Here is a 21,822-nt window from a genome sequence, read left to right as displayed (position 1 = left end):
ATTCGAGCATTTCATCAAGTCACTCCGAGGCACCGTCGACGCACGGGCGCGAGTTTGTTCGCCGTCGGTGGAACGAGCGAACCGCACGCGAGCCATGCCGGACGCCGGTCTGGCGCGCGGCGCACAAGATGTTCTCACGCAAAGAGGCGCAGCGTGGCACGCAAGTTGCCTTATTGGCCTCGCCTCGCCGGATCTGAATGAAATCGTGAACCGGCCGCGCCGGATCATTCGAGCAAACGAACGATCCGGCACAAACATAAGACAGGAGACAGCGATGCCATTGAATGCGAATGCACGCACGCCGCAAGACTTCGATGTGACTCGACGCTATGTCCGCTTCCGGCATCGACGCGATGACGGCTTCGTCGAGTTCGACTTCTCGATCGGCGACCCTGGGCTGAACGTCGAGCTCGTGATGTCGCTGCGCGACTACCAGGCGTTTTGCGTCGCCAATCGCGTGATCTATCTGACCCGCGACGAAGGCGAGGTACTCGATATAGACCAGTCGAAGTGGCGCTACGGACAGCCCGGCTTATTCGAATGATCGATAGATAACAGGAGGAGTGACTCATGCAGATCGATATCAAAACCTCGGCGGTGCAGCAGGTGCGCCAGACGTTTTCTCACGTCGCGCGACGCCTCGGCGCCGACAAACCCGCGTCGCGTTATCAGGAGGCGACGCTGGAGCTGCAGCCCGAGGTCAACTTTCACTATCGCCCGCTATGGGAGCCCGAGTTCGACATCTACGACAAGCGCCGCACCGCGATCGTCATGAACGATTGGTACGCGTTCAAAGATCCGCGCCAGTATTACTACGGGGCATACACGATCGCGCGCGCGAAACAGCAGGAAGCGATGGAGAAGAACTTCGAGTTCGTCAGCAAGCGGCGGCTGCTGTCCGATCTGCCCGACGACGCGAAGGCGCATATCGCCGCGCTGATGGTGCCGCTCAGGCACGTCGAGTGGGCGGCCAATACGAATAACTGTTTCGTGACGGGCTATGGCTGGGGGACGGCAATCACGCAGGCGACGATGTTCCACAGCATGGACCGGCTCGGCATCGCGCAATACCTGTCCCGAATCGGCCTCGTGCTCGACGGCAATCAGGGCACGTCGCTGGTCGACGGCAAGGAGCGCTGGCTGCATAACCCGATGTGGCAGGGCTTGCGGCGCGTCGTCGAGAACACGATGGTCGTGAGGGACTGGTTCGAGACGTACGTCGCGCAGAACGTTGCGCTCGACGGCCTGCTGTATCCGCTTGTGTACCGGCACATCGACGCACGCCTGTCGCGCCGGTATGGCCCCGGCCTCGGAATGCTCAACGAATTCGCCAGCACGTGGTTCGACGAATCGAATCGATGGGTCGATGCGACGCTCAAGACGGCCGCGAGCGAGTCGCCGGAAAACGCGAGGCTGATCGGGGGATGGATCGCGAAGTGGCGGGCAGACGTGCTCGATGCGCTGAGACCGTTCGCGGCGGCGGGCCTCGGTGACGACGCGCAGGACGCGTTGAACGAGATCGCGCAGGCGTTCGACACACGACTGACCAAGCAAGGCGTACCGCAAGAAGCGGAGGTCGACCGTGACTGATGCCGTATTTATCGCCTTTCAGACGAACGACGACTCGCGCCCGATCATCGAGGCGATCGAGGCCGACAATCCGCATGCGGTTGTCAACGTGTTTCCCGCGATGGTCAAGATCGATGCGGTCGGACGGCTGGTGGTCAAGCGCGATTCGATCGAAGCGCGCATCGGACGCGACTTCGACCTGCGCGAGCTGCAACTGAATCTGATCTCGCTCAGCGGCAACATCGACGAGACCGACGACGAATTCATCCTCGAATGGAAAGCCTGAACGGCTACCGGAGACAAACATGAGCAACAAGCACGCAGCGCCGAAGACACTGAGCATCAAGGAAAACTATGCGTTGCTCACGCGCGGACTCGGATGGGACACCACATACCAGCCGATGGACAAGGTTTTTCCGTATGACACGTTCGAAGGCGTCAAGGTCCACGACTGGGACAAGTGGGAAGACCCGTTCCGCCTGACGATGGACGCGTACTGGAAGTATCAGGGCGAAAAGGAGCGCAAGCTCTACGCGATCATCGACGCGTTTCAGCAGAACAACGGCCAGTTCAACGTCACCGATCCGCGCTACATCAACGCGCTGAAGCTCTTTCTGACCGGCGTGAGCCCGCTCGAATACGCGGCGCACCGCGGCTTCGCATTGGCCGGCCGGAATTTTCGCGGCGCGGGCGCGCGCATCGCGTGCCAGATGCAGGCAATCGACGAACTGCGTCACGCGCAGACGCAGGTTCACACCATTAGCCACTACAACAAGTTCTTCAACGGCTTTCACGACTTCAAGCACATGCACGACCGCGTTTGGTATCTGTCGGTGCCGAAGTCTTACTTCGAAGACGCGATGAGCGCAGGGCCATTCGAATTCGTGACCGCGATTTCGTTTTCGTTCGAATACGTGCTCACCAATCTGCTGTTCATGCCATTCATGTCGGGAGCGGCGTTCAACGGCGATATGGCGACGGTCACGTTCGGCTTTTCCGCGCAATCCGACGAATCGCGCCACATGACGCTCGGGCTCGAAGTCGTCAAGTTCCTGCTCGAACAGGACCCGGGCAATGTGCCGATCATCCAGAAGTGGGTCGATAAGTGGTTCTGGCGCGGGTATCGGCTTCTCACGCTCGTCGCGATGATGATGGACTACATGTTGCCCAAGCGGATCATGTCGTGGCAGGAAGCGTGGGAAACCTACTTCGAGAAGAACGGCGGCGCGCTGTTCCATGACCTCGAACGCTACGGCATCCGTATGCCGAAGCATCACGAAGTCGCGATGAAGGAAAAGGACCGTATCTCGCACGAGGCGTGGGGCATCTTTTACAACTACACGCACGCGGCCGCGCTTCATACCTGGATTCCGTCCGACGACGAGATGCGGTGGCTCAGCGAAAAATATCCGAAGACGTTCGACCGGGTATACCGTCCGCGCCTCGAATACTGGCGCGAGCAGCAGCAGGCGGGCAAGCGCTTCTACAACAACTCGCTGCCGATGCTCTGCCAAGTTTGCCAAATTCCGATGGCGTTCACCGAGCCCGACGATCCGACGAAGATCTGCTATCGGGAAAGCAACTATCTCGGCAACAAGTTTCACTTCTGTTCTGACGGCTGCAAGGACATCTTCGACAACGAGCCCGAGAAATACGTGCAGGCTTGGATGCCGGTGCAGCAGATCTATCAGGGCAACTGCTTCGAGGAAGGCGTCGATCCGACTGCGCCGGACTTCGACCCGGTGCGTGAAGTGCTGCGCTATTACCACATCAACGTGGGCGAGGACGGACACGAATTCGAGGACTCGCCGGATCGAAAGAACTGGCTGCGCTGGACTGGCAAGCCGAGCCACGGCGGCGAGGAAGCGCCGGAAATCGACGCCGTCGAAAACGCCGCGTGAACCCATTCCGAGGAGACGAGAGATGTCAGTTATTGCACTGAAAGCAGGCTATGCGGGCGAGATCAAGGACCGGGAGGAGAATTTCCACGGCAACCAGTTGCTGTTCGTCGGCTGGGAGGATCACCTGATGTTCTGCGCGCCGCATTGCATTCCGGTCGCACCGACGACGCCATTCAACGTGCTCGCCAGCGAACTGCTCCCGGCGATGTATTCGATCCATCCGGACTGGCAAAAGGTCGATCTTCGGCAGGCCGAATGGTTCCGTTCGGGGCAAGCCTTCACGCCCGACTTCGACAAGACGTTGCGCGACAACGGCCTCGGGCACAAGGCGGTCATCCGTTTTCGCACGCCGGGCCTGACCGGCATCGGCGGATCGTGCAGTTAGGCGCTGCCGCGACCGCGATCAGGAACAAGGAGAAGGAGGAGCTGCAATGAGCTATCAACTGACCATCGAGCCGATCGGGCAAACGATCGAAATCGGCGATGACCAGACGATCCTCGACGCCTGCATGCGCGCGGGTGTGTGGTTGCCGCACGCGTGCTGTCACGGCCTGTGCGCGACGTGCAAGGTGCAGGTGCGGGATGGAGAAATCGAACACGGGCAGGCGTCGCCGTTTGCGCTGATGGACTTCGAGCGCGACGAGCGCAAGTGCCTCGCGTGCTGCGCGACGGTACAGTCGGACGTCACGATCGAGGCGGACATTGACGAAGACGTCGATGCGCGTCATTTTCCGGTTCGCGACTACACGGGCCGCGTGAAGGAGATCACCGACCTGACGCCGACCATCAAGGGCATCTTCGTCGAACTGGAGGGCGACGGTATCGAGTTTCAGGCCGGCCAGTACGTGAACGTGTACATCCCGGGCGAGGACATGCCACGCGCATTCTCGCTTGCCGGCGAGCCGACGTCGCGCACGCTGATCGAGTTGAACGTGCGGCGCGTGCCCGGCGGGAAGGGAACCGGCTACTTGCACGAGGAGCTGAAATCGGGCGACGCGCTTCGTCTGAGCGGTCCGTATGGACGGTTCTTCGTGCGCAAGTCGGACCCGCAGCCCGTGCTCCTGATCGCGGGCGGCTCCGGGCTGTCCAGTCCGAAGTCGATGCTGATCGATTTACTCGAGCAACGCGACGAACGGCCGGTCACACTCGTCTACGGTGCGCGCAATCGAGCCGAACTTTACTACCACGAGTTGTTTCTTCAGCTTGCCGACCGGCACGCGAATTTCACTTACGTGCCGGCGCTGTCCGACGAACAGGAGGATTCTGAATGGGACGGCTATCGCGGCTACGTGCACGAAGCGGCGAAGACGCACTTCGACGGCAACTTCCGCGGTAACAAGGCGTACCTTTGCGGCCCGCCGGTGATGATCGAAGCGGCCATCAGGACGTTGATGCACGGGCAATTGTTCGAGCGCGACATCTATACGGAGAAATTTCTCACCAGTGCGGATGGAGCCGAGGCGCTGGCGAAGAGTCCGCTGTTCCGGTCAATTTAGATTGCGCTTTTGCCGGCGCAATAGGGACGCGTTCACAAAGATGCACATGATCAGGAAGGGGCGGGTGAAGGACGATGGCGTTGTGCGAACCGCTGTCAAACAATTCTATCCGCTGATTATGTAAATAGTCCTGCTCATATATAACCTGGCTCGTCCCTTCGTCCCTATCGCGAAAACCTGGCGTCACTCCTGTCGCTGTATAGACTTGAGAGAGTTGGGACGCTTCCCATCCTTGCAAAGGAGCCAGGCCATGCTGACGCAGCGGACGAAGGACATCGTGAAGGCCACCGCGCCCGTTCTGGCCGAATATGGCTACGCGATCGTCCAGCGCTTCTACGAACGCCTGTTCGAGACCCATCCTGAACTGAAGAATGTTTTCAACATGTCGCATCAGGAACAGGGGCAGCAACAGCAGGCGCTGGCGCGTGCGGTCTACGCGTACGCGGAGAATATCGAGGACGCCGCAAGCCTGACGTCCGTGCTGAAGAACATTGCCAACAAGCATGCGAGCCTAGGCGTGCGGCCGGAGCACTATCCGATCGTCGGCGAGCACCTGCTTGGTGCGATCAAGGACGTGCTCGGGACCGCGGCGACGGAAGACATTATTTCCGCCTGGGCTCAGGCCTACAGCAACCTCGCAGATCTCCTGATGGGCATGGAAAGCGAGTTGTATGAAGGTTCCGCGGAGAGGCTCGGCGGCTGGACCGGCTGGCGCACGTTCGTCGTTCGGGAGAAGCGGCCGGAAAGCAATGTCATCATGTCCTTCGTTCTTGAACCGGCCGATGGCGGACCTGTCGCGAACTTCGAACCTGGACAATACGTCAGCATTGCGGTGAACGTGCCGGCTCTGGGTCTGCAGCAGATTCGGCAGTACAGCCTCTCGGATCTGCCGAACGGACGCAGCTACCGCATCTCGGTCAAACGCGAGAGCGGCGGTACACACACGCCAGGCTATGTCTCCTGCCTCCTGCACGATCACGTCGATGTCGGCGACGAGGTCAGACTGGCCGCGCCATATGGAACTTTCCATATCGATGTGAACGCCAGAACGCCGCTCGTGCTGATCAGCGGCGGCGTGGGGCTCACGCCGATGATCAGCATGCTCAAGAAGGCAATCCGGGATTCGCGCAGGCAGGTGGTATTCGTGCACGGTGCTCGCAACAGCGGGGTGCACGCCATGCGTGACCGACTGCGCGAGGCAGCTGCGGCGAATGCCAATTTCCGTCTGGTGGTGTTTTACGACGAGCCGCTACCCCAGGATACGCAGGGCCGTGACTACGATCATCCTGGCTTCGTCGACGTCAACCTGATCAAGAGTTCGATCCTGTTGCCCGACGCCGATTACTACCTCTGCGGTCCAATCCCCTTTATGCGCATGCAGCACGACGCGCTAAAGGAACTCGGCATTCATGAAGCGCGCATTCATTACGAGGTGTTTGGTCCGGATCTGTTTGCGGAATAAGTACGGCCGGAGCGACCAAATCGCCGCGGCGTCGGACGGTGATTCGCCCTGGGAACAGGTCTAAACTGGTATCAGTAGCAATCGGGACGCCGGTTTGCGACCGCTGTCGGGTACGCGGGTCGGCGTCAATTCGCAATGGGCACGAAATCGGGTTTGCGCCTCTGGCCACCACGCGAGCGCGGCATCTGGTGCGCTTTTGCACTGGCTGTGGCACTCCACGCGGTGCTGGCGGCGCTCGTGTTGTCCGGCGTGCACGGACCGCAAGGCACGGCTGCGGCATCGAATACCGTGGTGACCGGTCGGCTAGCGTCGTTGCCGATTGCCTCGCCGCGCCCGCGCATCGCGCCTCCACCGTCGATGTCACACGTCGCGACCCAAGCTGCTCGGCTTGCAGCCAGCAACGAAGCGACGAATATCGCGACGCAGGCCGTAAACCGCTTGAAGCTGCGGCACGCGCGGGGCGGGGGCCCGTTTGCCGCGCACTTCGCCGCGACGCACCGCACGCACCTCGCCGTGGTGAGGCACAGCGAATCGCCGCCGGACAGTTCGACTGATGGAGAACGCGCAGCGCGGCTGGCCTTCTTGCAAACCATTGCAGGCAGCTCATCGTTGCAGAGCGGCCTACCGCGGACGGACAAAGCCGCCACCGCATCGCTTCGCTATGCGGATAAGGTGGTTAGGCGCGTGCGCGCCAATGTCCAGGCGCCGTTCGCTATCGAGGGCGATCCGTCTGCTGTTATCGCCGTTACGTGCGCTCCCACTGGAGCGTTGCTGAGCGCCACGCTCCGACGCTCGAGCGGCAATCCACAATGGGACCGCGCGGCGCTCAGCGCCGTGGAAAAAACCGATCCGATGCCAGCGGATGTCGACGGCACTACGCCGACGAGCTTTCTGATTACGTTTCGACCTAAGGGCTGAGGCGCACCGGCCGCTCCGCTCGTGTCGCCTCGGTGACGGTTCGCGCGCGCAGTGCAGCGCGCGGCAAAGGGGGCATCCTTGCTGATCTACGGACGATCGCCCGCAGCGGCGTTACGCTTCTTCGCCGTCGCCTGCATCTGTGGCCTGGGCCGCGTCGTCCAACCGCTTCATGCTGTCGAGCAGCTTGAGCAGATAGTGCAGCGTATGAGTGACATCGTCGACGGAAAACTCTTCCAACACCTGCTCGTAGTACTTATGGATCTTCGGCGTCGCTTGCTGAACCCACAGCCGGCGGCCTGACTCGGTCATCGTAATCAGCCGGGAACGGCGGTCCCGGCCGTCCGCCGCACCCGACAGATGCCCATCACGCTCCATCCTGCTGATCAGTCCGGATCGGCGCGCTTGCTACCGGTCCGCGGTTGCGGTGAATGCGATGTTCTGCGGCTTTTCATGCGGGCTGGCCGTTGGTGGCGCCGCATCGGCGTGGCTGATTCCGCATTTCGGCTGGCCAAGCGTGCTGATGGCGGGCGGCGTGGGACCGATTGTCTTGACCGCGTTGCTGGTTCTGCTGCTGCCGGAATCGGTGCAGTTCATGGTGGCACGCAGGCGGTCGGATGAGCGCGTCGCGCGGATTCTCAAACGGATCGCGCCGCGCCGCTGTTTCCGCTAGGCGGCGTGCTGGGTAATCTGTGCGTGGGTTGGGTCATGGACCGGGTCAACGGCAACCGCGTGATCGCCTTCACCTATGTGCTCGTCGCGGGGCTGGTTCTGCTGGTCGGACGCGGCGTCGCTCATCAGATCTTGCTGGGCACGCTGATTTTCCTGACCGGCACGGTCGTCACAAGCGCTGTTACGTCGATGTCGGCGCTCGCCGCGAGTTTCTATCCGACGCGTGCAAGAGCGACCGGCGTGGCGTGGATGCTCGGAATCGGCCGGATCGGTGGCGTGGCGGGCGCACTGGTCGGAGCGGCGCTGATGGGGCTCGGCTGGCAGTTCGGTTCTGTATTCAGTTTGCTCGCTGTGCCGGCTCTGATTTCGGCGCTTGCTCTGGTCGTCATGGCGCCTCGAGTCGGCGAGAGCAGCGCGCAGCGACCGGAATCTAAAGAGGTTGTGACACCGCCGTCGGTGTTAGATCAAAAGCTTGGGTGAAGCTTGTGCCACTCAACGTTTGGCTAATCCCGTAGGGCGCGACGACAGACGGCTGCAATGATACGGGCCGAAGACAGAGACGTCGTTCCAACCTGCTCTCGACCTCGGCTTTGCGAATCAGATGACCTTGCCGGGATTGAGAATGCCGTTAGGATCGAGCGCGCGCTTGATTGACCGCATGGCGGCCAGCTCTTCAGGCGAACGCGATATGGGCATGAATTCGCGCTTCAGTAGTCCAATGCCATGCTCCGCCGATATCGAGCCACGATATGGCGCGAGCATGCCGTAGACGAACGCATACACGTCATGATGCGGCACCCCTGGCACCGAACGCCCGTCCACCGTTACGTGCAGATTCGAATCACCGACGTGTCCGAAAAAGTAAGACCGGTTGCCGGGCCAGCGCTGGTCGAGCGCGGTGCGGCACGCATCGACGAAGTGGCCGATGTCGCCGATCGGCACGCTTATGTCGAAGTTGATCGGATCCATCTGTGAAGGAAATTCCGCGGTGGTTTCGCGAATCGCCCACAGCGCCCGCGCATCGGCGACGGTCTGCGCGACGATGGCATCGCGAATCGCCTGCGTGTCGAGCGCGTCGCCGAGTACCGAAGCGAAACGCTCGCCGCTGTCGCCGGCGTCGAAGCCCGCGTGCTCGACCAGCGCATACAACGGCTGCGCCGTCGAGAACGGCGAGCGGCCATTCGCGGTCAGCGACACGCCAAAATCAAAGAAGTCCGGCCACATGATCTCGAACGCGCCGATGTCGTTGCCGAAGCGCCCGGTCAGCATGCGCAACAGCCTCACGGCCGCGTCGTAACTGTCGAGCGCGACGAGCGCCGTATGCCGCGCCGCCCGGCGCGGATGCAGCCGCAACACGGCCCGCGTGATCACGCCCAACGTGCCTTCCGAGCCGATGAACAGTTGCTTCAGGTCATAGCCGGTGTTGTTCTTCACCATCTTGTTCATCGAACTCAGCACGGTGCCGTTCGCGAGCACCACCTCGAGTCCGAGCACCTGATCGCGCGCTGTGCCCGACTGAATCACCCGATTGCCGCCTGCGTTCGTCGCGAGGGTGCCGCCGATCTGGCAGGAGCCGCGCGCGCCGAGATCGAGCGCGAGCTCGAAGCCCGCTTCCTGCGCCGCTTCCTGCGCGCTTTGCAAGGTCGTGCCGGCGCACACGGTCATGGTGGCGGCGGCGGGGTCGATTTCCTCGATGCCGGCGAGCCGGTCGAGCGATAGCGCGATCTCGGTCGCGCGTGCGATGGCGCCGCCGGCGAGTCCGGTCATGCCGCCCTGCGGCACCACCGGCTGGCGTGCCGCATCGCAGATTGCGAGCGCACGCGACACCTGCTCGGTCGTGCGCGGCAACAGCAGCGCAGCGGGACGCGCCGGATCGTGACGCGTGTAGTCGGTCATCGATCGTTCGCCGATCTGCTCCCCGACGCGTACCGCGTCGTCGCCCAGCGTTTCACGCAGCGCGGAGAGAGTCGCCACTGTCGCTGCCGGCGTTTCGTCAGTGTCGCTCATGCGCGTTCCTTCTGTTGCGCCGCGTGCTTCTTCCGATACCCCATCGAATCATTGATGCGCCCGAGGATATAGTCGCCCGCCGCAACGGGCTCGTAGCGAACCTCGGCTTGCGGCGTACCGAGTTCGCGCGGATCGACGATTGCGCCGTAGGTCGGATCGTAGAATGACGCGATTGAATAGCGCTCGCGTCCGGACGCATTGATCACGCGATGCAGCGTCGAGCGAAAGCGCTCGTTGGTCCAGCGCGACAAGAGATCGCCGACGTTGACGACAAAGCTGCCCGGGATCGGCGGCGCATCGATCCACGTACCATGCGCGATCTCGCGCACCTGCAGGCCACCGACGTCGTCCTGCCACAACAGCGTGATGCAACCGTAGTCGGTATGCGGTGCAACGCCAAACTGATCTTCGTCCGACTGCGGCGGTTGCGGCGGGTAATACACCATCTGCGTACGTTGCATGCGCTTCGTGTAGCGCGACGCGAAGAAGTGCTCGTCGATGCCGAGACCCGATGCAACCGCGCGCAGCAGGTCGGCACCGCATGCGCCGATCGCTTCGTAATACGTGTACAGCGCGGGGCGCAGCGACGGCATGAAGTCCGGCCAGTTGTTCGGCCCGCGTAGCGCCTGCCTTGCGACCACGTCCGGATCGTCTTCGGGCAACTCGAGCCCGATGCTGAAGAACTCCTTGTAATCCGGCCGTTTCGCCTGATACATCGTCGCGTCGCCGAGCGAATTGAAACCGCGATGCCGCGCGTTCACCGCCGCGCGCCGTTTGGTCTCCACGGGGAAGGCAAAGAAGCCGCGTGCCGCCGCCGCGGCTGCGTCGATGACGCCCTGTGGCACACCATGATTCACGATGTAGAAGAAGCCGATCGTCGTACACGCGGCGTAAATCTCGCGGCCGGTGCGTGCGAGCGCGGCAGCATCGCCGGACCTCACGCCGGCGAAATCGATCACCGGAATAACGGCGTCCGCACGGGAGGCCGAAGCGTCATCAAATCCCATCGAACCGCTCCTCAAAGAAGCGCTGCGTTGAACTGACAAATTGCGCGAAACGCGCTGCACGTGCTGTGCTTCCGTAGCGGTATATACCGCCAAAACCCGCTTCGCAAGTTGCATCGCAGCGGCCGCAGCGGCGTTTGACAGCTAGATACAGGAGCTTTCCCTAAGTGAATCCGAATATGTTTTTGACCTGAAAACTGCGGTATATACTGCGTCGCATGCATTGCGCCGGCTTGTTCGACCGAACCCGCGCGACATCCGCTTTGCCACCCGGAGAGACTTATGAACTTCCCTGCAGGCTGGAAAAGTTGTGTGATGATGTTGACGTTGTGCGCGGCGAGCGTGGGCGCGCATGCGGAAGACCAACTCGCGAAAGTGAAAAAAGCAGGCGAGCTGGTGGTCGGCACCGAGATGCAGTTTGCGCCGTTCGATTTTCTTGAGAACGGCCAGCAGGCCGGTTTCAACAAGGACCTGTTCGCCGAAGTCGGCAAGGAACTGGGCGTGAAAGTGCGCTTCATCGATCTGCCGTGGCCGAGCGTGTTGCCGGGCCTCGAAGCGGGCAAGTTCGACATGGTCGGCGGCCCGCTTACCGTGACGAAGGCGCGCATGGAACGCTACACGTATACGCTGCCCGTCGCCGATGCGACCGACGCGCTGCTCAAGCGCGCGAACGACGGCAGCATCAAGCAGTCGTCCGACATCGCCGGGAAGGCAGTCGGTGCGGGCAAGGGCTCCGCGCAACTCGACCAGCTGAAGTCCTACGCGGCCACGCTGCCGAAGCCACCAGAAATCCGCGAGTACGTAGACAACAATCAGGCATACGCCGACCTTGCCGCTGGCCGCATCGTCGCGGTTGCAAATTCGATGACGAACATCGCCTATGTCGCGAAGCAGCGGCCCGAAACCTTCGCGGTCGTCCAGCCGCCTTTCGGCGCGAAGGTGTACTTCGCGTACTGCATGCGCAAGGACGCAGACAGCCAGCCGCTCGCCGATGCGTTCAATGCCGCGCTCGTGAAGTTGAACAAGGACGGCCGGTTGGCGGCGCTGCAGAAAAAATGGTTCGGCGTCGCGATGGAGGTTCCGGCGACGCTGCCTACGCCGAACTACTGATGTCCGAGCGGCGCGCCTCGCCGGCGCGCCGCTTCGCGCATCCGGCTCGCTCAACCGTCTTGCTCGCCCGGCACCGCGGATACCATCGACATGTTCAGCATGACCGTCTTCGTTCAGGGCCTGCCGCTGCTGCTGGGCGCGTCGATCGCGACCGTGTCGATTTCGCTCGCCGGTCTGTTCATCGGCTTCTTCGTCGCGGTCGGCGTGTGCGCCGCGCGCTTGTCCGCGCATCGGTTCGCGCGGCTTTTCGGCGGCGCCTATGTGTTCTTCTTCCGCGGCGTGCCGATGCTCGTGCAGTTGTTGCTCGTGTATTACTTGCTGCCGTTCGCCGGCATCAACGTGCCGCCGCTCGTTGCCGCGCTCAGCGCCGTATCGCTGTGTTCGGCGTCGTATATCGCGGAGATCCTGCGCGGCGGGTTCCTCGCGATTCCGCCAGGACAGCTCGAAGCCGCGCGCATGCTCGGATTGGGCCCGCTCGATACCCTGCGGCGCATTCAGGTGCCGCAGGCGTTCAGGCTCACGCTGCCTTCGCTCGTCAACGAGATGGTGTTGCTGATCAAGGCGTCGTCGCTGATTTCGGTCGTGGGCGTGGCCGAATTGACGCGCACTGCGCAAAATATCGCGGCGAGCACGTTCCATCCGCTCGAAGCGTATCTGGCTGCGGGCCTCATCTATTTCGTCATCTGCGGTTCGCTCGCGCTCGTCGCGCACGCGTTCGAGTTCCGTTTGCGGCACGCCTGAGGACATCGAGATGCAACAGTTCGATCCGACTGTCATCACGCACAACCTGCCGGCAATCGGCGCCGGACTCGCGACGACGCTTGGCACGTGGGTCGCCGGCGTCGCGATCGGCATGCTGCTCGGCTTTGCGATCGCGCTGCTGCAACTGTTCGGCGGACGCTGGGTGCGCGGCACGTTGCGGGTGTATATCGAAGTGCTGCGCGGCACGCCATTCCTTGTGCAACTCTTCTTGCTGTACTACGGGGGGCCGTCGTTCGGCATCACGCTCGAACCGCTGACCGCCGGCGTGCTCGGACTGGGCCTGTACGGCAGCGCGTATTTCGCCGAAGCGTTCCGTTCCGGCTTCAACTCGGTGCCGCCCGGCCATCTCGAAGCGGCGGCGTGCCTGGGCCTCACGCGCTGGCAGGCGGTGTTGCGCATCCAGTTGCCGCAGATGCTGGTGCTGATCGTACCCGCGCTCGCGAATCTCGCGATCGTGCTCAGCAAGGAAACCGCGGTGCTGTCGATTGTCACGGTGCCCGAACTGACCTTCGTGCTGACCGGCATCGGCTCGGCGACGTTCGCCTTCGTCGAAACGCTGCTGGCGCTCTGCCTTTGCTATCTCGCGCTCGTCGAACTGGCGTCGCGCGCGGGACTTTGGGCGGAAGCGCGGCTGGCGCGCATGATGGCGTGATCCCCAAGGGAGCCGCGATGAACGCGATGACCGACCTCGTTTCTTCTTCTCCTTCCGGCGCTGCGAGCGCGTCACCACGCCCAAGCGCGTTGGTCGAGGTGCGCGAGCTGCGCAAACGCTTCGGTGATGTCGAGGTGCTGCGCGGCGTCGATCTGGAGATCGGGAAATCCGAGGTGGTCTGCATCATCGGCCCGTCGGGCTCGGGCAAGAGCACGCTGCTGCGCTGTCTCGCCGCGCTCGAAACGTATGACGAAGGCGAAGTCCTGATCGAGGGCCAACTGCTCGGCTACGCGCAGCGCAACGGGCAGCGCGTGCGCGCTTCTCAGCGCGAGATCAATCGCGTGCGGCGCAACATCGGAATGGTGTTCCAGCAGTTCAATCTGTGGCCGCATTTGAGCGCGCTCGAAAACGTGATGGAAGCGCTCCTGCGCGTGCGTCGACTGCCGCGCGACGAAGCGCGCCGGCGTGCGAACGCGATGCTGGACACGGTCGGGCTCTCCGACAAGGGCGATGCGCGCCCGGCGAGGCTTTCGGGCGGCCAGCAACAACGCGTGGCCATCGCACGCGCGCTCGCGATGGAACCGCACATCATGCTGTTCGACGAGCCGACCTCGGCCCTCGACCCGGAACTCGTCGGCGAAGTGCTGCAGGTGATGAAGCAGCTAGCCCGCGACGGGATGACGATGGCCGTCGTCACGCACGAAATGGGGTTCGCCGCGCAGGTCGCAGACAAAGTCGTGTTTATCGATCAAGGTCGCATTGCGGTGCAAGGCAAGCCGCACGCAGTCTTTCACGACGCGCAGCATCCGCGGCTGCGCCAGTTCCTGCAGAACTATTTGGACCGCAACGCGTTCTGGAGCCGCGGCGCCGACGGAGAACCGGCATGACCGGCACCCGATCGTTCCTCTCGACGCTGGCGGCGCCTCACAAGCGCAGGCTGGGGCGCGCAAGCACCCCAGCCGAGGCACCGCTTGCCCGTTACGAGCAGGTGAAAGCGTACATCCGCGAGACGATCGAAGCGGGCACGTGGCAGCCCGGCGACCGCATTCCGTCGGAGCTCGATCTGGTCACGTCGCTCGGCATGTCGCGCATGACCATCAACCGCGCGCTGCGTGAGCTCACCCGCGAAGGCTGGCTGACACGGACGTCGGGCGTCGGCACGTTCGTCGCCGCGGCCAAGCCGCAATCGACGCTCCTGATGATCGCGCACATCGGCGACGAAATCCGCGCCCGCGGTCACGAGTACACGTACGAGACGTTGCTCGCGCAGCGCGAGACGGCGCCGCTCGTCGTGTCGAATGCGCTCGGCCTGCCGCCGGGCGCGTCGGTGTTTCATGTGATCTGCGTGCATCGGGAAAACGGCTTGCCGGTGCAACTCGAAGACCGATACGTGAACCCGGCCGTGGCGCCCGACTTCATCACGCAGGACTTTTCGACGATCCGGCCGTCCGAGTACCTGTACGCGGCTGTGCCGGTGCACGACATCGAACACGTTGTCGACGCAGCACTGCCGACTCACCCCGAAGCGGACCTGCTGCAAGTGCTCGCCAGCGAACCCTGCCTGACCCTCGTGCGCCGCACCTGGACGAATGGCGTCGCCGTGACGTACGCGCGCTTCGTGCATCCGGGTTCGCGCTATCGACTGGGTTGCCGCTTCACGCCGGATGTCGCGCAACGGCAAAGCTGAAGGTGGCGTGTCGCCGCGGTTGTCGCCGGACCGCGCACCGTTCAGTCAGAGCGGGATGCTGGAGGCCGTCGACTTCTCGGTTGTCGGCAGATCGAAGCAGAAAGTCGTGCCGGGGCCCGCACCCTCGAGCAGGCGTATCTGGCTGTGATGCAATTGCAGCATACGCTGCACGATCAGCAGTCCGAGTCCGCCGCCGCGATGCGTGCCGCCTGAGCTGAACGGGCGTTCGAACAGGCCTTCGCGCTGCTCCGCCGGAATGCCGGGACCGGTGTCGCTGACCGTGACCGACACCTTGCCGTCCTGGTGCGCGAGATCGACGTTGATCTCGCCGTCGGCGGGGACGTGGCGAATCGCGTTGTCGAGCAGGTTCGTCAGCACGCGCTCGATCATCCCCAGATCGGCGCGGACGGTCGGCAGGCGAGGGGGAATGCCCGCCCGCAGCCGGATGTGCCGTGCCTCGGCCGGCAGTTCGAATTTCTGGAAAACGTCCTGAACCAGATCGGCCAGCGAGAATGGCTCGAGCGCGGGTTGCACGTTGCCGTGTTCGAGCCGGGCCAGTTCGAATAGCACCTGCGCGAGCCGCCCCACTTTGACGCTTTGTGCCAGCGCGATCGCCAGATAGCGTTTGCGCTCCGTTTCGCTGAGCGTGTCGGCCTTGAGCGACAGTGTCTCGAGGTAGCCGTGCAAAGAGGTGAGCGGCGTGCGCAGATCGTGCGAAATATTGGCGATCAGCTCGCGCCGTTGCTGGTCCTGTCTCGTCAGCGCACGCCACTGGTCGCCGATGCGGTTCGCCATCTGTGCGAACGTGGCTTCGAGCACGGCGATTTCGTCGCGCTGTCCGGGCGGCGCCGAGCGCGGCACGGCCGGCTGAGTGTCCGGCGCGCCGTCGGCGTCGAAGCGGCGCATGGCTTCGGTGAGGCGGCGTAGAGGCCGCGTGATCAGACCAAATGCCGTCAAGCCCGCAAGCAGACCGAGCAGCGCGACCAGCGCCATCGACCACAGCGTGGTGCGCAGAACGGAGCTGGCGGCCACGCGCGCGGCGAGCGCATCGTGCGCCTCGCCGAGCAGGACGACATAGACATAGCCCGATGGTGGCTGGCCGTTCAGCTGCAGCGGTGCGGCACTGAACACCTTTTTCCCGTCGAGGCTGCGCGGGTCGTCGCCGAGGATCGGCAACGCATCGCCAGCGATGAATTGCCGGATCGGCGCGAGATCCACCTGCGCGCGCTTGACGTGGCCCGCGGGGGCGTCGTCGCCCTTGATACGCCCTTGATTGTCCAGCAGGTACACCTCGACGCTCGGATTCACCCTCATCAACTGGCCGAACAGTTGGCGCACCGCGTCGGGCCGCAGGCCGTTCGCGTCCATCAGGGTGGTGCGGTGCGCGATATGGTCGGCGAGGCTCCGCGACAGGCTTTGCACGACTTCCTTATCGTGCAGGTCGCTTGAACGGATCTGCAGCCATGCCGACGCGCCGCAGCACGCCAGCAACAGGGCGGAAAAAACGAGCGAGAGCCGCTGGGTCAGGGTCAGATTCACGGCGCGTCCAGAGGTATGCCGCCGGGCGCCGGCGAGTCGCCCGGCACGGCCAGCTTATAGCCGCGCCCCCAGACCGTCAGGATGCGCTCGGGCTCGGCTGGATCGGCCTCGATCTTCGCGCGCAGCCGGTTGATATGGGTGTTGACGGTGTGTTCATAGCCCTCGTGCTGATAGCCCCACACGGCGTTGAGCAGGTCCATTCGCGAGAACACTTTGCCGGGATGCTGCGCGAAGTGATAGAGCAGGTCGAATTCACGCGGCGTCAGTTCGATGGGCTTGCCGTCGACGGTCGCCTCGCGGGTCAGCGGATCGATCGTCAGGCCGGCGACGTGCAGACTGCCCGCGTCGATTCGCGAGTCTTTCGCCACGGCTTCGACGCGCCGCAGCAACGCCTTGACGCGTGCAACCAGTTCGAGGACCGAGAACGGCTTGGCAAGGTAGTCGTCAGCGCCGAGTTCGAGGCCGAGAATCCGGTGCACTTCGCTCGAACGCGCGCTGGTGATGATGATCGGCGTATAGCGCGTCATCGCGCGGGCGCGCCGGCAGATTTCCAGACCATCGACGCCGGGCAGCATCAAATCGAGGATCAGCGCGTCCCAGCCGCCTTGCTCCAGCAGGCGCAGCCCTTCGTTGCCGTCGGCGCTGTGCACGACTTCGTAGCGCTCGTCGCGCAGATGAAGACTCAGCACGTTGGCGATGTCGAAGTCGTCTTCGACGATCAGGATGCGCTTGGGGTGGTCCATGGAGGGCTTTAGACGCGGGCGAGGGCGTGGTTCGGAGCATTGGAAAGAATGGGCGCCGGCAAAAGCGGCCCATTGCGCCATTGTGCAAAATTTCCGGACGGCGAGTTATCACATTTAATTTAACTTTTCGTGAGGACTTCGACATCCCAGGCGCTCTAGGATGTGGCCACTTTCCGCAGATTCGCATCAAGGAGCCGATCATGCAAAGCAGAAGGCGCTTCCTGTTTTCAGGCGGGGCGGCCGTGGCGGCGCTGGCGGCAGTCAGCCATTGGCGCCCGCGGGCTGCCGCACCGGCGGAGGCTGGCAAGCCGGCCGGCAGTTTCGAAGTCGTGCACACGGACGCGCAATGGCGCCAGTTGCTGACGCCGTCACAGTATGCGGTGCTGCGTCAGGAAGGCACGGAGCGGCCTTACAGCAGCCCGCTGAACGACGAGCATCGCGCCGGCGTGTTCGGCTGCGCGGGCTGCCGGCTCGATCTTTTCGCGTCGCGCACGAAGTTTGACAGCCACACCGGCTGGCCGAGCTTCTGGGCGCCGCTCGAGCATGCCGTGGCGACGCGTGAGGACAGTTCGTTCGGCATGTCGCGCACCGAGGTCCACTGCCGGCGCTGTGGCGGCCATCTCGGTCACGTGTTCGACGACGGTCCGGCACCGACGGGGCTGCGCTATTGCATGAACGGCGTGGCGATGATTTTCACGCCCGCGGCCGCCTGAGCTCGCGCCCTCAACCCGCCTTTCTTTCATCCACAACCCAACGACCGGCATCCACGCCCGGAACCGACATGCTGCTCATCGTTCTCGCCTATCTCGGCGGCGCCCTCACGATTCTCAGTCCGTGCATCCTGCCGGTGCTGCCGTTTGTTTTCGCGCGCGCCGATCAGCCATTTGTGCGCAGCGGGCTGCCGTTGCTCGCGGGCATGGCGCTGACGTTCGCCCTCGTCGCGACCTTGGCCGCGGTGGGCGGCGGCTGGGTCACCCAGGCTAACCAATATGGCCGCTGGCTCGCGATCGCGTTGCTCGCCGTCTTCGGATTGACGCTGTTGCTGCCACGCTTCGCGGATCATCTGATGCGTCCGCTGGTGAGCGCCGGCAATCGCCTGTCGAACTTCGCCCAGGGCGACGGCCAGCAGGTTCGCGCAGGTTCGTCATTTCTATTGGGCATTGCGACCGGCCTGCTGTGGGCACCGTGCGCCGGTCCGATTCTCGGCCTGGTGCTGACCGGCGCGGCGTTGCGGGGCGCGAGCGTCGGCACGACGCTGCTGCTGCTGGCCTATGCGGCCGGTGCCGCGACGTCGCTCGCGCTCGCGCTGCTGATCGGCGGGCGGTTGTTCACGGCGATGAAGCGCTCTCTCGGTGCAGGCGAATGGATCCGCCGCGGGATCGGTGCGGCGATGCTGGGCGGCGTGGTGGCGATTGCGTTCGGCCTCGACACGGGCGTGCTGGCGAGTGTATCGACGGTCGCTACCGGCGGCATCGAACAGAAACTGGTGGATAAGCTTTCGCCCGGTGCGACGCCGGCCAATCCGGTGGCGGCAGGTAACAAGACCCATGCGCCGGCCAACGCGCCAGCCAACGCGCCAGCCAACGCAGCGGGCAATGATGCCGTGATGGCCGCCAACCCCGCCGCCAATGCAAGCGCCTCCGTCGACTCCGGCGCGATGATGCGCGCCGCGCAGGGCACGCCAGCCGGCGCGGCCCGGTTGCCCGTCGAAGGCGTGTTGCCGCCGCTGAACGGCGCCGTCCAATGGCTGAATTCGCCGCCGCTGACGGTTCAGGACCTGCGCGGCAAGGTCGTTCTGATCGACTTCTGGACGTACTCGTGCATCAACTGCCTGCGTTCGCTGCCGTACGTCAAGGCGTGGGCGCAGAAATACAAGGATCAGGGACTCGTCGTGATTGGCGTGCACGCGCCGGAATTCGCCTTCGAGCGCAATATCGACAACGTGAAAAAGGCCACCCGCGATCTCGGCGTCGACTATCCCGTCGCCATTGACAACAACTACGCGATCTGGCGCGCGCTGAACAATCAGTACTGGCCGGCGCACTATTTCGTCGACGCGAAAGGGCGGATTCGCCATCACCATTTTGGCGAAGGGGACTATGCGGAATCGGAAAAGGTGATTCAGCAGTTGTTGGCCGAAGCGGGCCAGGCAAGCGCGTTGAAGGTCGCACTCGGCATCGCCGGCACGAGCGCGCAAGGCGTGGAGGCAGCGGCCGACAACGCCGATGTGCAGTCGCCGGAAACCTATATCGGCTACGAACGCGCGGAGAATTTTGCGTCGCCCGGCGGTGAGGCGCAGGACAAGGTGCACACCTATGCGGCGCCGTCGCGGCCCGCCGTCAACGACTGGGGGCTGGCCGGCGCATGGAAGGTGGGCGCCGAACACGCAACGCTCGCGGCCGCGTCCGGGCGCATCGTCTATCGTTTTCATGCACGCGATCTACACCTCGTGCTGGGTCCGGGTAAGGACGGTAAGCCGGTTCGCTTCCGTGTGAGCGTGGATGGCGCTGCGCCCGGCGCCGCGCACGGTACCGACGTCGCCGCCGACGGCAGCGGCACCGTGACCGAACAGCGTCTTTACCAGCTCGTTCGACAAACCGGCGATGTCGCGGATCACACGTTCTCGATCGAGTTTCTGGATCCCGGCGTGCAAGCGTACGCATTTACGTTCGGCTAGTCTGGGCCGGGCGGCGCAAATCAACCACTCTTTGCAGGACTGACATCATGCTCACGACCTCGACTCGCCAGGCGCCCCCGAGCAAGCGTTCGGCCTTTGCCAGGCTCGCCGGTTGCGTCGCCATTGCGGCGAGCGTCTTCGCCGCGCAGCGCATTGCGAATTCGGCTGAAGCAGCGATCAGGATTCCACCGCCTGCCCAGGACGAAAAAGTCGGCGCGACGCATAGCGAAACCGCCGTGTTCGCGGGGGGCTGCTTCTGGGGTGTTCAGGGTGTATTCGAACACGTGCGGGGTGTGAAGCAGGTCGCCGCGGGCTACACGGGCGGTGCGGCCGCCACTGCACAATACGAAACCGTCAGCGAAGGCGATACGGGACACGCGGAGTCGGTGCAGATCACTTACGACCCGACTCAGATCACCTACGGACGGTTGTTGCAGATTTTCTTCTCGGTTGCGCATGATCCCACCGAGCTGGACTACCAGGGACCCGATCACGGTACGCAATATCGCTCGGCAATTTTCCCGGTCAATCCCGAGCAGCGTAGCGTCGCACAGTCCTACATCGCGCAACTGGACAGGGCGCATGTGTTTTCAGGGCCGATCGTCACGCGGGTGGAGAACTTCAAAGGGTTCTATCCGGCGGAAGCCTACCACCAGAATTTCCTCGTGCGCCATCCCGACTACCCGTACATCGTGATAAACGATTTGCCGAAGGTGAGCGAACTGAAGCGAATGTTTCCCGATCTGTATCGCAACGATGCGGTGCTGCTAAAAGTGAGCGAGTAGGTTTAATGCGGCTGAAGAAGCGTTCGACGATGTTGCGCGTGCGGTACAGCACACGACAGTAGCGGCGCTTCGTTCAATTGTTCGCACCAATCCCGCCAAACAATTCGTTTTACACCGCTTTATCGCGGCTGAAGAGATGCCTATATTTGCACCAGCGCAAGCCGACTGGCCCCAGAACAAGCCAGCCGTTTTGCACATTGCCCAATCTCTTCAAGGAAATGATCATGAGCAAGCTCGCAGGTAAGGTGGCGGTCGTCACGGGCGCGTCCAAGGGTATCGGAGCCGCTATCGCCAAGGCGCTCGCAGCAGAGGGCGCTTCGGTGGTCGTCAACTATGCAAGCAGCAAGGCGGGCGCCGATGCCGTTGTTGCGGCGATTACGGCGGCCAACGGCAAGGCGGTCGCCGTCGGCGGCGATGTTTCGAAGGCAGCGGACGCGCAAGGCATCGTCAACGCGGCCATCGAAACGTTTGGGCGCCTCGACGTCCTCGTCAACAATTCGGGAGTCTACGAGTTCTCGCCTATCGAAGAGATTACCGAAGAGCACTTTCATAAACAGTTCAATACCAACGTATTAGGCGTGCTGCTCACCACGCAGGCCGCCGTGCGTCATCTCGGCGAGGGAGCGAGCATCATCAATGTCAGTTCGGTCGCGAGCCGCATTACGCCGCCGGCAAGTGCCGTCTATAGCGGCACGAAAGGCGCGGTCGACGCGATCACCGGCGTGCTCGCGCGCGAACTCGGGCCGAGAAAAATTCGTGTGAACTCAATCAATCCCGGCGTAGTGGTGACCGAGGGTACCCACAGCGCAGGGATAATCGGGTCTGACTTTGATGCAGTGGC

Annotated in this window: 22 protein-coding genes and 1 pseudogene; 18 read left to right on the top strand and 5 right to left on the bottom strand. The window is 63.3% G+C overall.

Going from position 1 to position 21,822, the window contains the following annotated elements; all coding sequences use genetic code 11:
- Positions 1-274 precede the first annotated feature (274 nt).
- The 8 genes from J3489_RS18515 to J3489_RS18480 all read left to right on the top strand — a co-directional run bounded on the left by J3489_RS18515 (position 275) and on the right by J3489_RS18480 (position 7,346).
- Positions 275-544, top strand: a complete 270-nt coding sequence (locus tag J3489_RS18515; protein ID WP_207000400.1) for a phenol hydroxylase subunit — start codon at positions 275-277, stop codon at positions 542-544.
- A 26-nt stretch (positions 545-570) separates the two neighbouring features.
- Positions 571-1,590 (top strand): aromatic/alkene monooxygenase hydroxylase subunit beta, encoded by a 1,020-nt coding sequence (locus tag J3489_RS18510; RefSeq protein WP_207000398.1) that lies wholly within the window; start codon positions 571-573, stop codon positions 1,588-1,590.
- Positions 1,583-1,855, top strand: coding sequence for an MmoB/DmpM family protein (locus tag J3489_RS18505; RefSeq protein WP_207000396.1), 273 nt, complete (start codon positions 1,583-1,585; stop codon positions 1,853-1,855). Before J3489_RS18510 ends, J3489_RS18505 begins: the two co-directional genes overlap by 8 nt.
- A gap of 19 nt (positions 1,856-1,874) precedes the next feature.
- A complete protein-coding gene (locus J3489_RS18500; protein WP_207000394.1) occupies positions 1,875-3,470 on the top strand; it encodes an aromatic/alkene/methane monooxygenase hydroxylase/oxygenase subunit alpha in 1,596 nt (531 codons plus the stop codon).
- Between the two features lie 22 nt (positions 3,471-3,492).
- Positions 3,493-3,855, top strand: a complete 363-nt coding sequence (locus tag J3489_RS18495) for a phenol hydroxylase subunit P4 (RefSeq protein ID WP_207000392.1) — start codon at positions 3,493-3,495, stop codon at positions 3,853-3,855.
- A 46-nt stretch (positions 3,856-3,901) separates the two neighbouring features.
- Positions 3,902-4,966, top strand: coding sequence for an NADH:ubiquinone reductase (Na(+)-transporting) subunit F (locus J3489_RS18490; protein ID WP_207000390.1), 1,065 nt, complete (start codon positions 3,902-3,904; stop codon positions 4,964-4,966).
- A 250-nt stretch (positions 4,967-5,216) separates the two neighbouring features.
- Positions 5,217-6,428 (top strand): NO-inducible flavohemoprotein, encoded by a 1,212-nt coding sequence (gene hmpA / locus J3489_RS18485; protein WP_207000388.1) that lies wholly within the window; start codon positions 5,217-5,219, stop codon positions 6,426-6,428.
- Positions 6,429-6,563: 135 nt separating this feature from the next.
- A complete protein-coding gene (locus tag J3489_RS18480; RefSeq protein WP_207000386.1) occupies positions 6,564-7,346 on the top strand; it encodes an energy transducer TonB in 783 nt (260 codons plus the stop codon).
- Between the two features lie 111 nt (positions 7,347-7,457).
- On the opposite strand, the gene J3489_RS18475 is transcribed toward J3489_RS18480, so the two are convergent.
- Positions 7,458-7,655, bottom strand: a complete 198-nt coding sequence (locus J3489_RS18475) for a hypothetical protein (RefSeq protein WP_374193462.1) — start codon at positions 7,653-7,655, stop codon at positions 7,458-7,460.
- Between the two features lie 106 nt (positions 7,656-7,761).
- On the opposite strand from J3489_RS18475, the pseudogene J3489_RS18470 reads away from it, so the two are divergent.
- Positions 7,762-8,495: pseudogene (locus tag J3489_RS18470) on the top strand (MFS transporter); the annotation flags it as partial.
- Positions 8,496-8,612: 117 nt separating this feature from the next.
- Here the strand turns inward: J3489_RS18470 and J3489_RS18465 are convergent.
- Both J3489_RS18465 and J3489_RS18460 read right to left on the bottom strand, forming a co-directional pair.
- Positions 8,613-10,022 (bottom strand): FAD-binding oxidoreductase, encoded by a 1,410-nt coding sequence (locus J3489_RS18465; RefSeq protein ID WP_207000384.1) that lies wholly within the window; start codon positions 10,020-10,022, stop codon positions 8,613-8,615.
- Positions 10,019-11,029 (bottom strand): isopenicillin N synthase family dioxygenase, encoded by a 1,011-nt coding sequence (locus J3489_RS18460; protein WP_207000382.1) that lies wholly within the window; start codon positions 11,027-11,029, stop codon positions 10,019-10,021. Before J3489_RS18460 ends, J3489_RS18465 begins: the two co-directional genes overlap by 4 nt.
- A 279-nt stretch (positions 11,030-11,308) precedes the next feature.
- Here J3489_RS18460 and J3489_RS18455 point away from each other — a divergent pair, with 279 nt between their 5' ends.
- The 5 genes from J3489_RS18455 (at position 11,309) to hutC (ending at position 15,237) form a co-directional block, all read left to right on the top strand.
- Positions 11,309-12,136: a transporter substrate-binding domain-containing protein gene (locus J3489_RS18455; RefSeq protein ID WP_207000379.1), complete on the top strand. Its 828-nt coding sequence runs from the start codon at positions 11,309-11,311 to the stop codon at positions 12,134-12,136.
- Between the two features lie 90 nt (positions 12,137-12,226).
- The gene (locus J3489_RS18450; RefSeq protein WP_207000377.1) at positions 12,227-12,877 is read left to right on the top strand and encodes an amino acid ABC transporter permease; all 651 of its coding nucleotides are present in this window, start codon (positions 12,227-12,229) and stop codon (positions 12,875-12,877) included.
- Positions 12,878-12,887: 10 nt separating this feature from the next.
- Positions 12,888-13,550, top strand: coding sequence for an amino acid ABC transporter permease (locus tag J3489_RS18445; RefSeq protein WP_207000375.1), 663 nt, complete (start codon positions 12,888-12,890; stop codon positions 13,548-13,550).
- A 17-nt stretch (positions 13,551-13,567) separates the two neighbouring features.
- Positions 13,568-14,437: an amino acid ABC transporter ATP-binding protein gene (locus tag J3489_RS18440; RefSeq protein ID WP_207000373.1), complete on the top strand. Its 870-nt coding sequence runs from the start codon at positions 13,568-13,570 to the stop codon at positions 14,435-14,437.
- Complete coding sequence (gene hutC, locus J3489_RS18435; protein ID WP_207000372.1) at positions 14,434-15,237, top strand: histidine utilization transcriptional repressor HutC; 804 nt, start codon at positions 14,434-14,436, stop codon at positions 15,235-15,237. The genes J3489_RS18440 and hutC overlap by 4 nt, the downstream gene beginning before the upstream one ends.
- A gap of 45 nt (positions 15,238-15,282) precedes the next feature.
- Here the strand turns inward: hutC and J3489_RS18430 are convergent, their stop codons facing one another.
- Positions 15,283-16,776 (bottom strand): sensor histidine kinase, encoded by a 1,494-nt coding sequence (locus tag J3489_RS18430; protein WP_207000370.1) that lies wholly within the window; start codon positions 16,774-16,776, stop codon positions 15,283-15,285.
- On the bottom strand, positions 16,773-17,519 hold the full coding sequence (locus tag J3489_RS18425) for a response regulator transcription factor (RefSeq protein ID WP_207000368.1): 747 nt from the start codon (positions 17,517-17,519) through the stop codon (positions 16,773-16,775). The genes J3489_RS18430 and J3489_RS18425 overlap by 4 nt, the downstream gene beginning before the upstream one ends.
- A gap of 200 nt (positions 17,520-17,719) precedes the next feature.
- Between J3489_RS18425 and msrB the strand changes: the two genes are divergently transcribed.
- The 4 genes from msrB to J3489_RS18400 all read left to right on the top strand — a co-directional run.
- Complete coding sequence (gene msrB, locus J3489_RS18420) at positions 17,720-18,232, top strand: peptide-methionine (R)-S-oxide reductase MsrB (RefSeq protein WP_207000367.1); 513 nt, start codon at positions 17,720-17,722, stop codon at positions 18,230-18,232.
- Between the two features lie 68 nt (positions 18,233-18,300).
- Complete coding sequence (locus J3489_RS18415; protein WP_207000365.1) at positions 18,301-20,196, top strand: cytochrome c biogenesis protein DipZ; 1,896 nt, start codon at positions 18,301-18,303, stop codon at positions 20,194-20,196.
- Positions 20,197-20,243: 47 nt separating this feature from the next.
- The gene (gene msrA / locus J3489_RS18410) at positions 20,244-20,981 is read left to right on the top strand and encodes a peptide-methionine (S)-S-oxide reductase MsrA (protein WP_207000363.1); all 738 of its coding nucleotides are present in this window, start codon (positions 20,244-20,246) and stop codon (positions 20,979-20,981) included.
- Between the two features lie 224 nt (positions 20,982-21,205).
- The coding region (locus J3489_RS18400; RefSeq protein WP_242540104.1) for an SDR family NAD(P)-dependent oxidoreductase at positions 21,206-21,822 on the top strand (617 nt) is incomplete at its 3' end.

It is taken from the genome of Trinickia mobilis (assembly GCF_017315705.1).
Taxonomy (GTDB): domain Bacteria; phylum Pseudomonadota; class Gammaproteobacteria; order Burkholderiales; family Burkholderiaceae; genus Trinickia_A; species Trinickia_A mobilis.
Note: the sequence above shows the minus strand (reverse complement) of the source record. Positions and strands in the feature narration are given on the sequence as shown.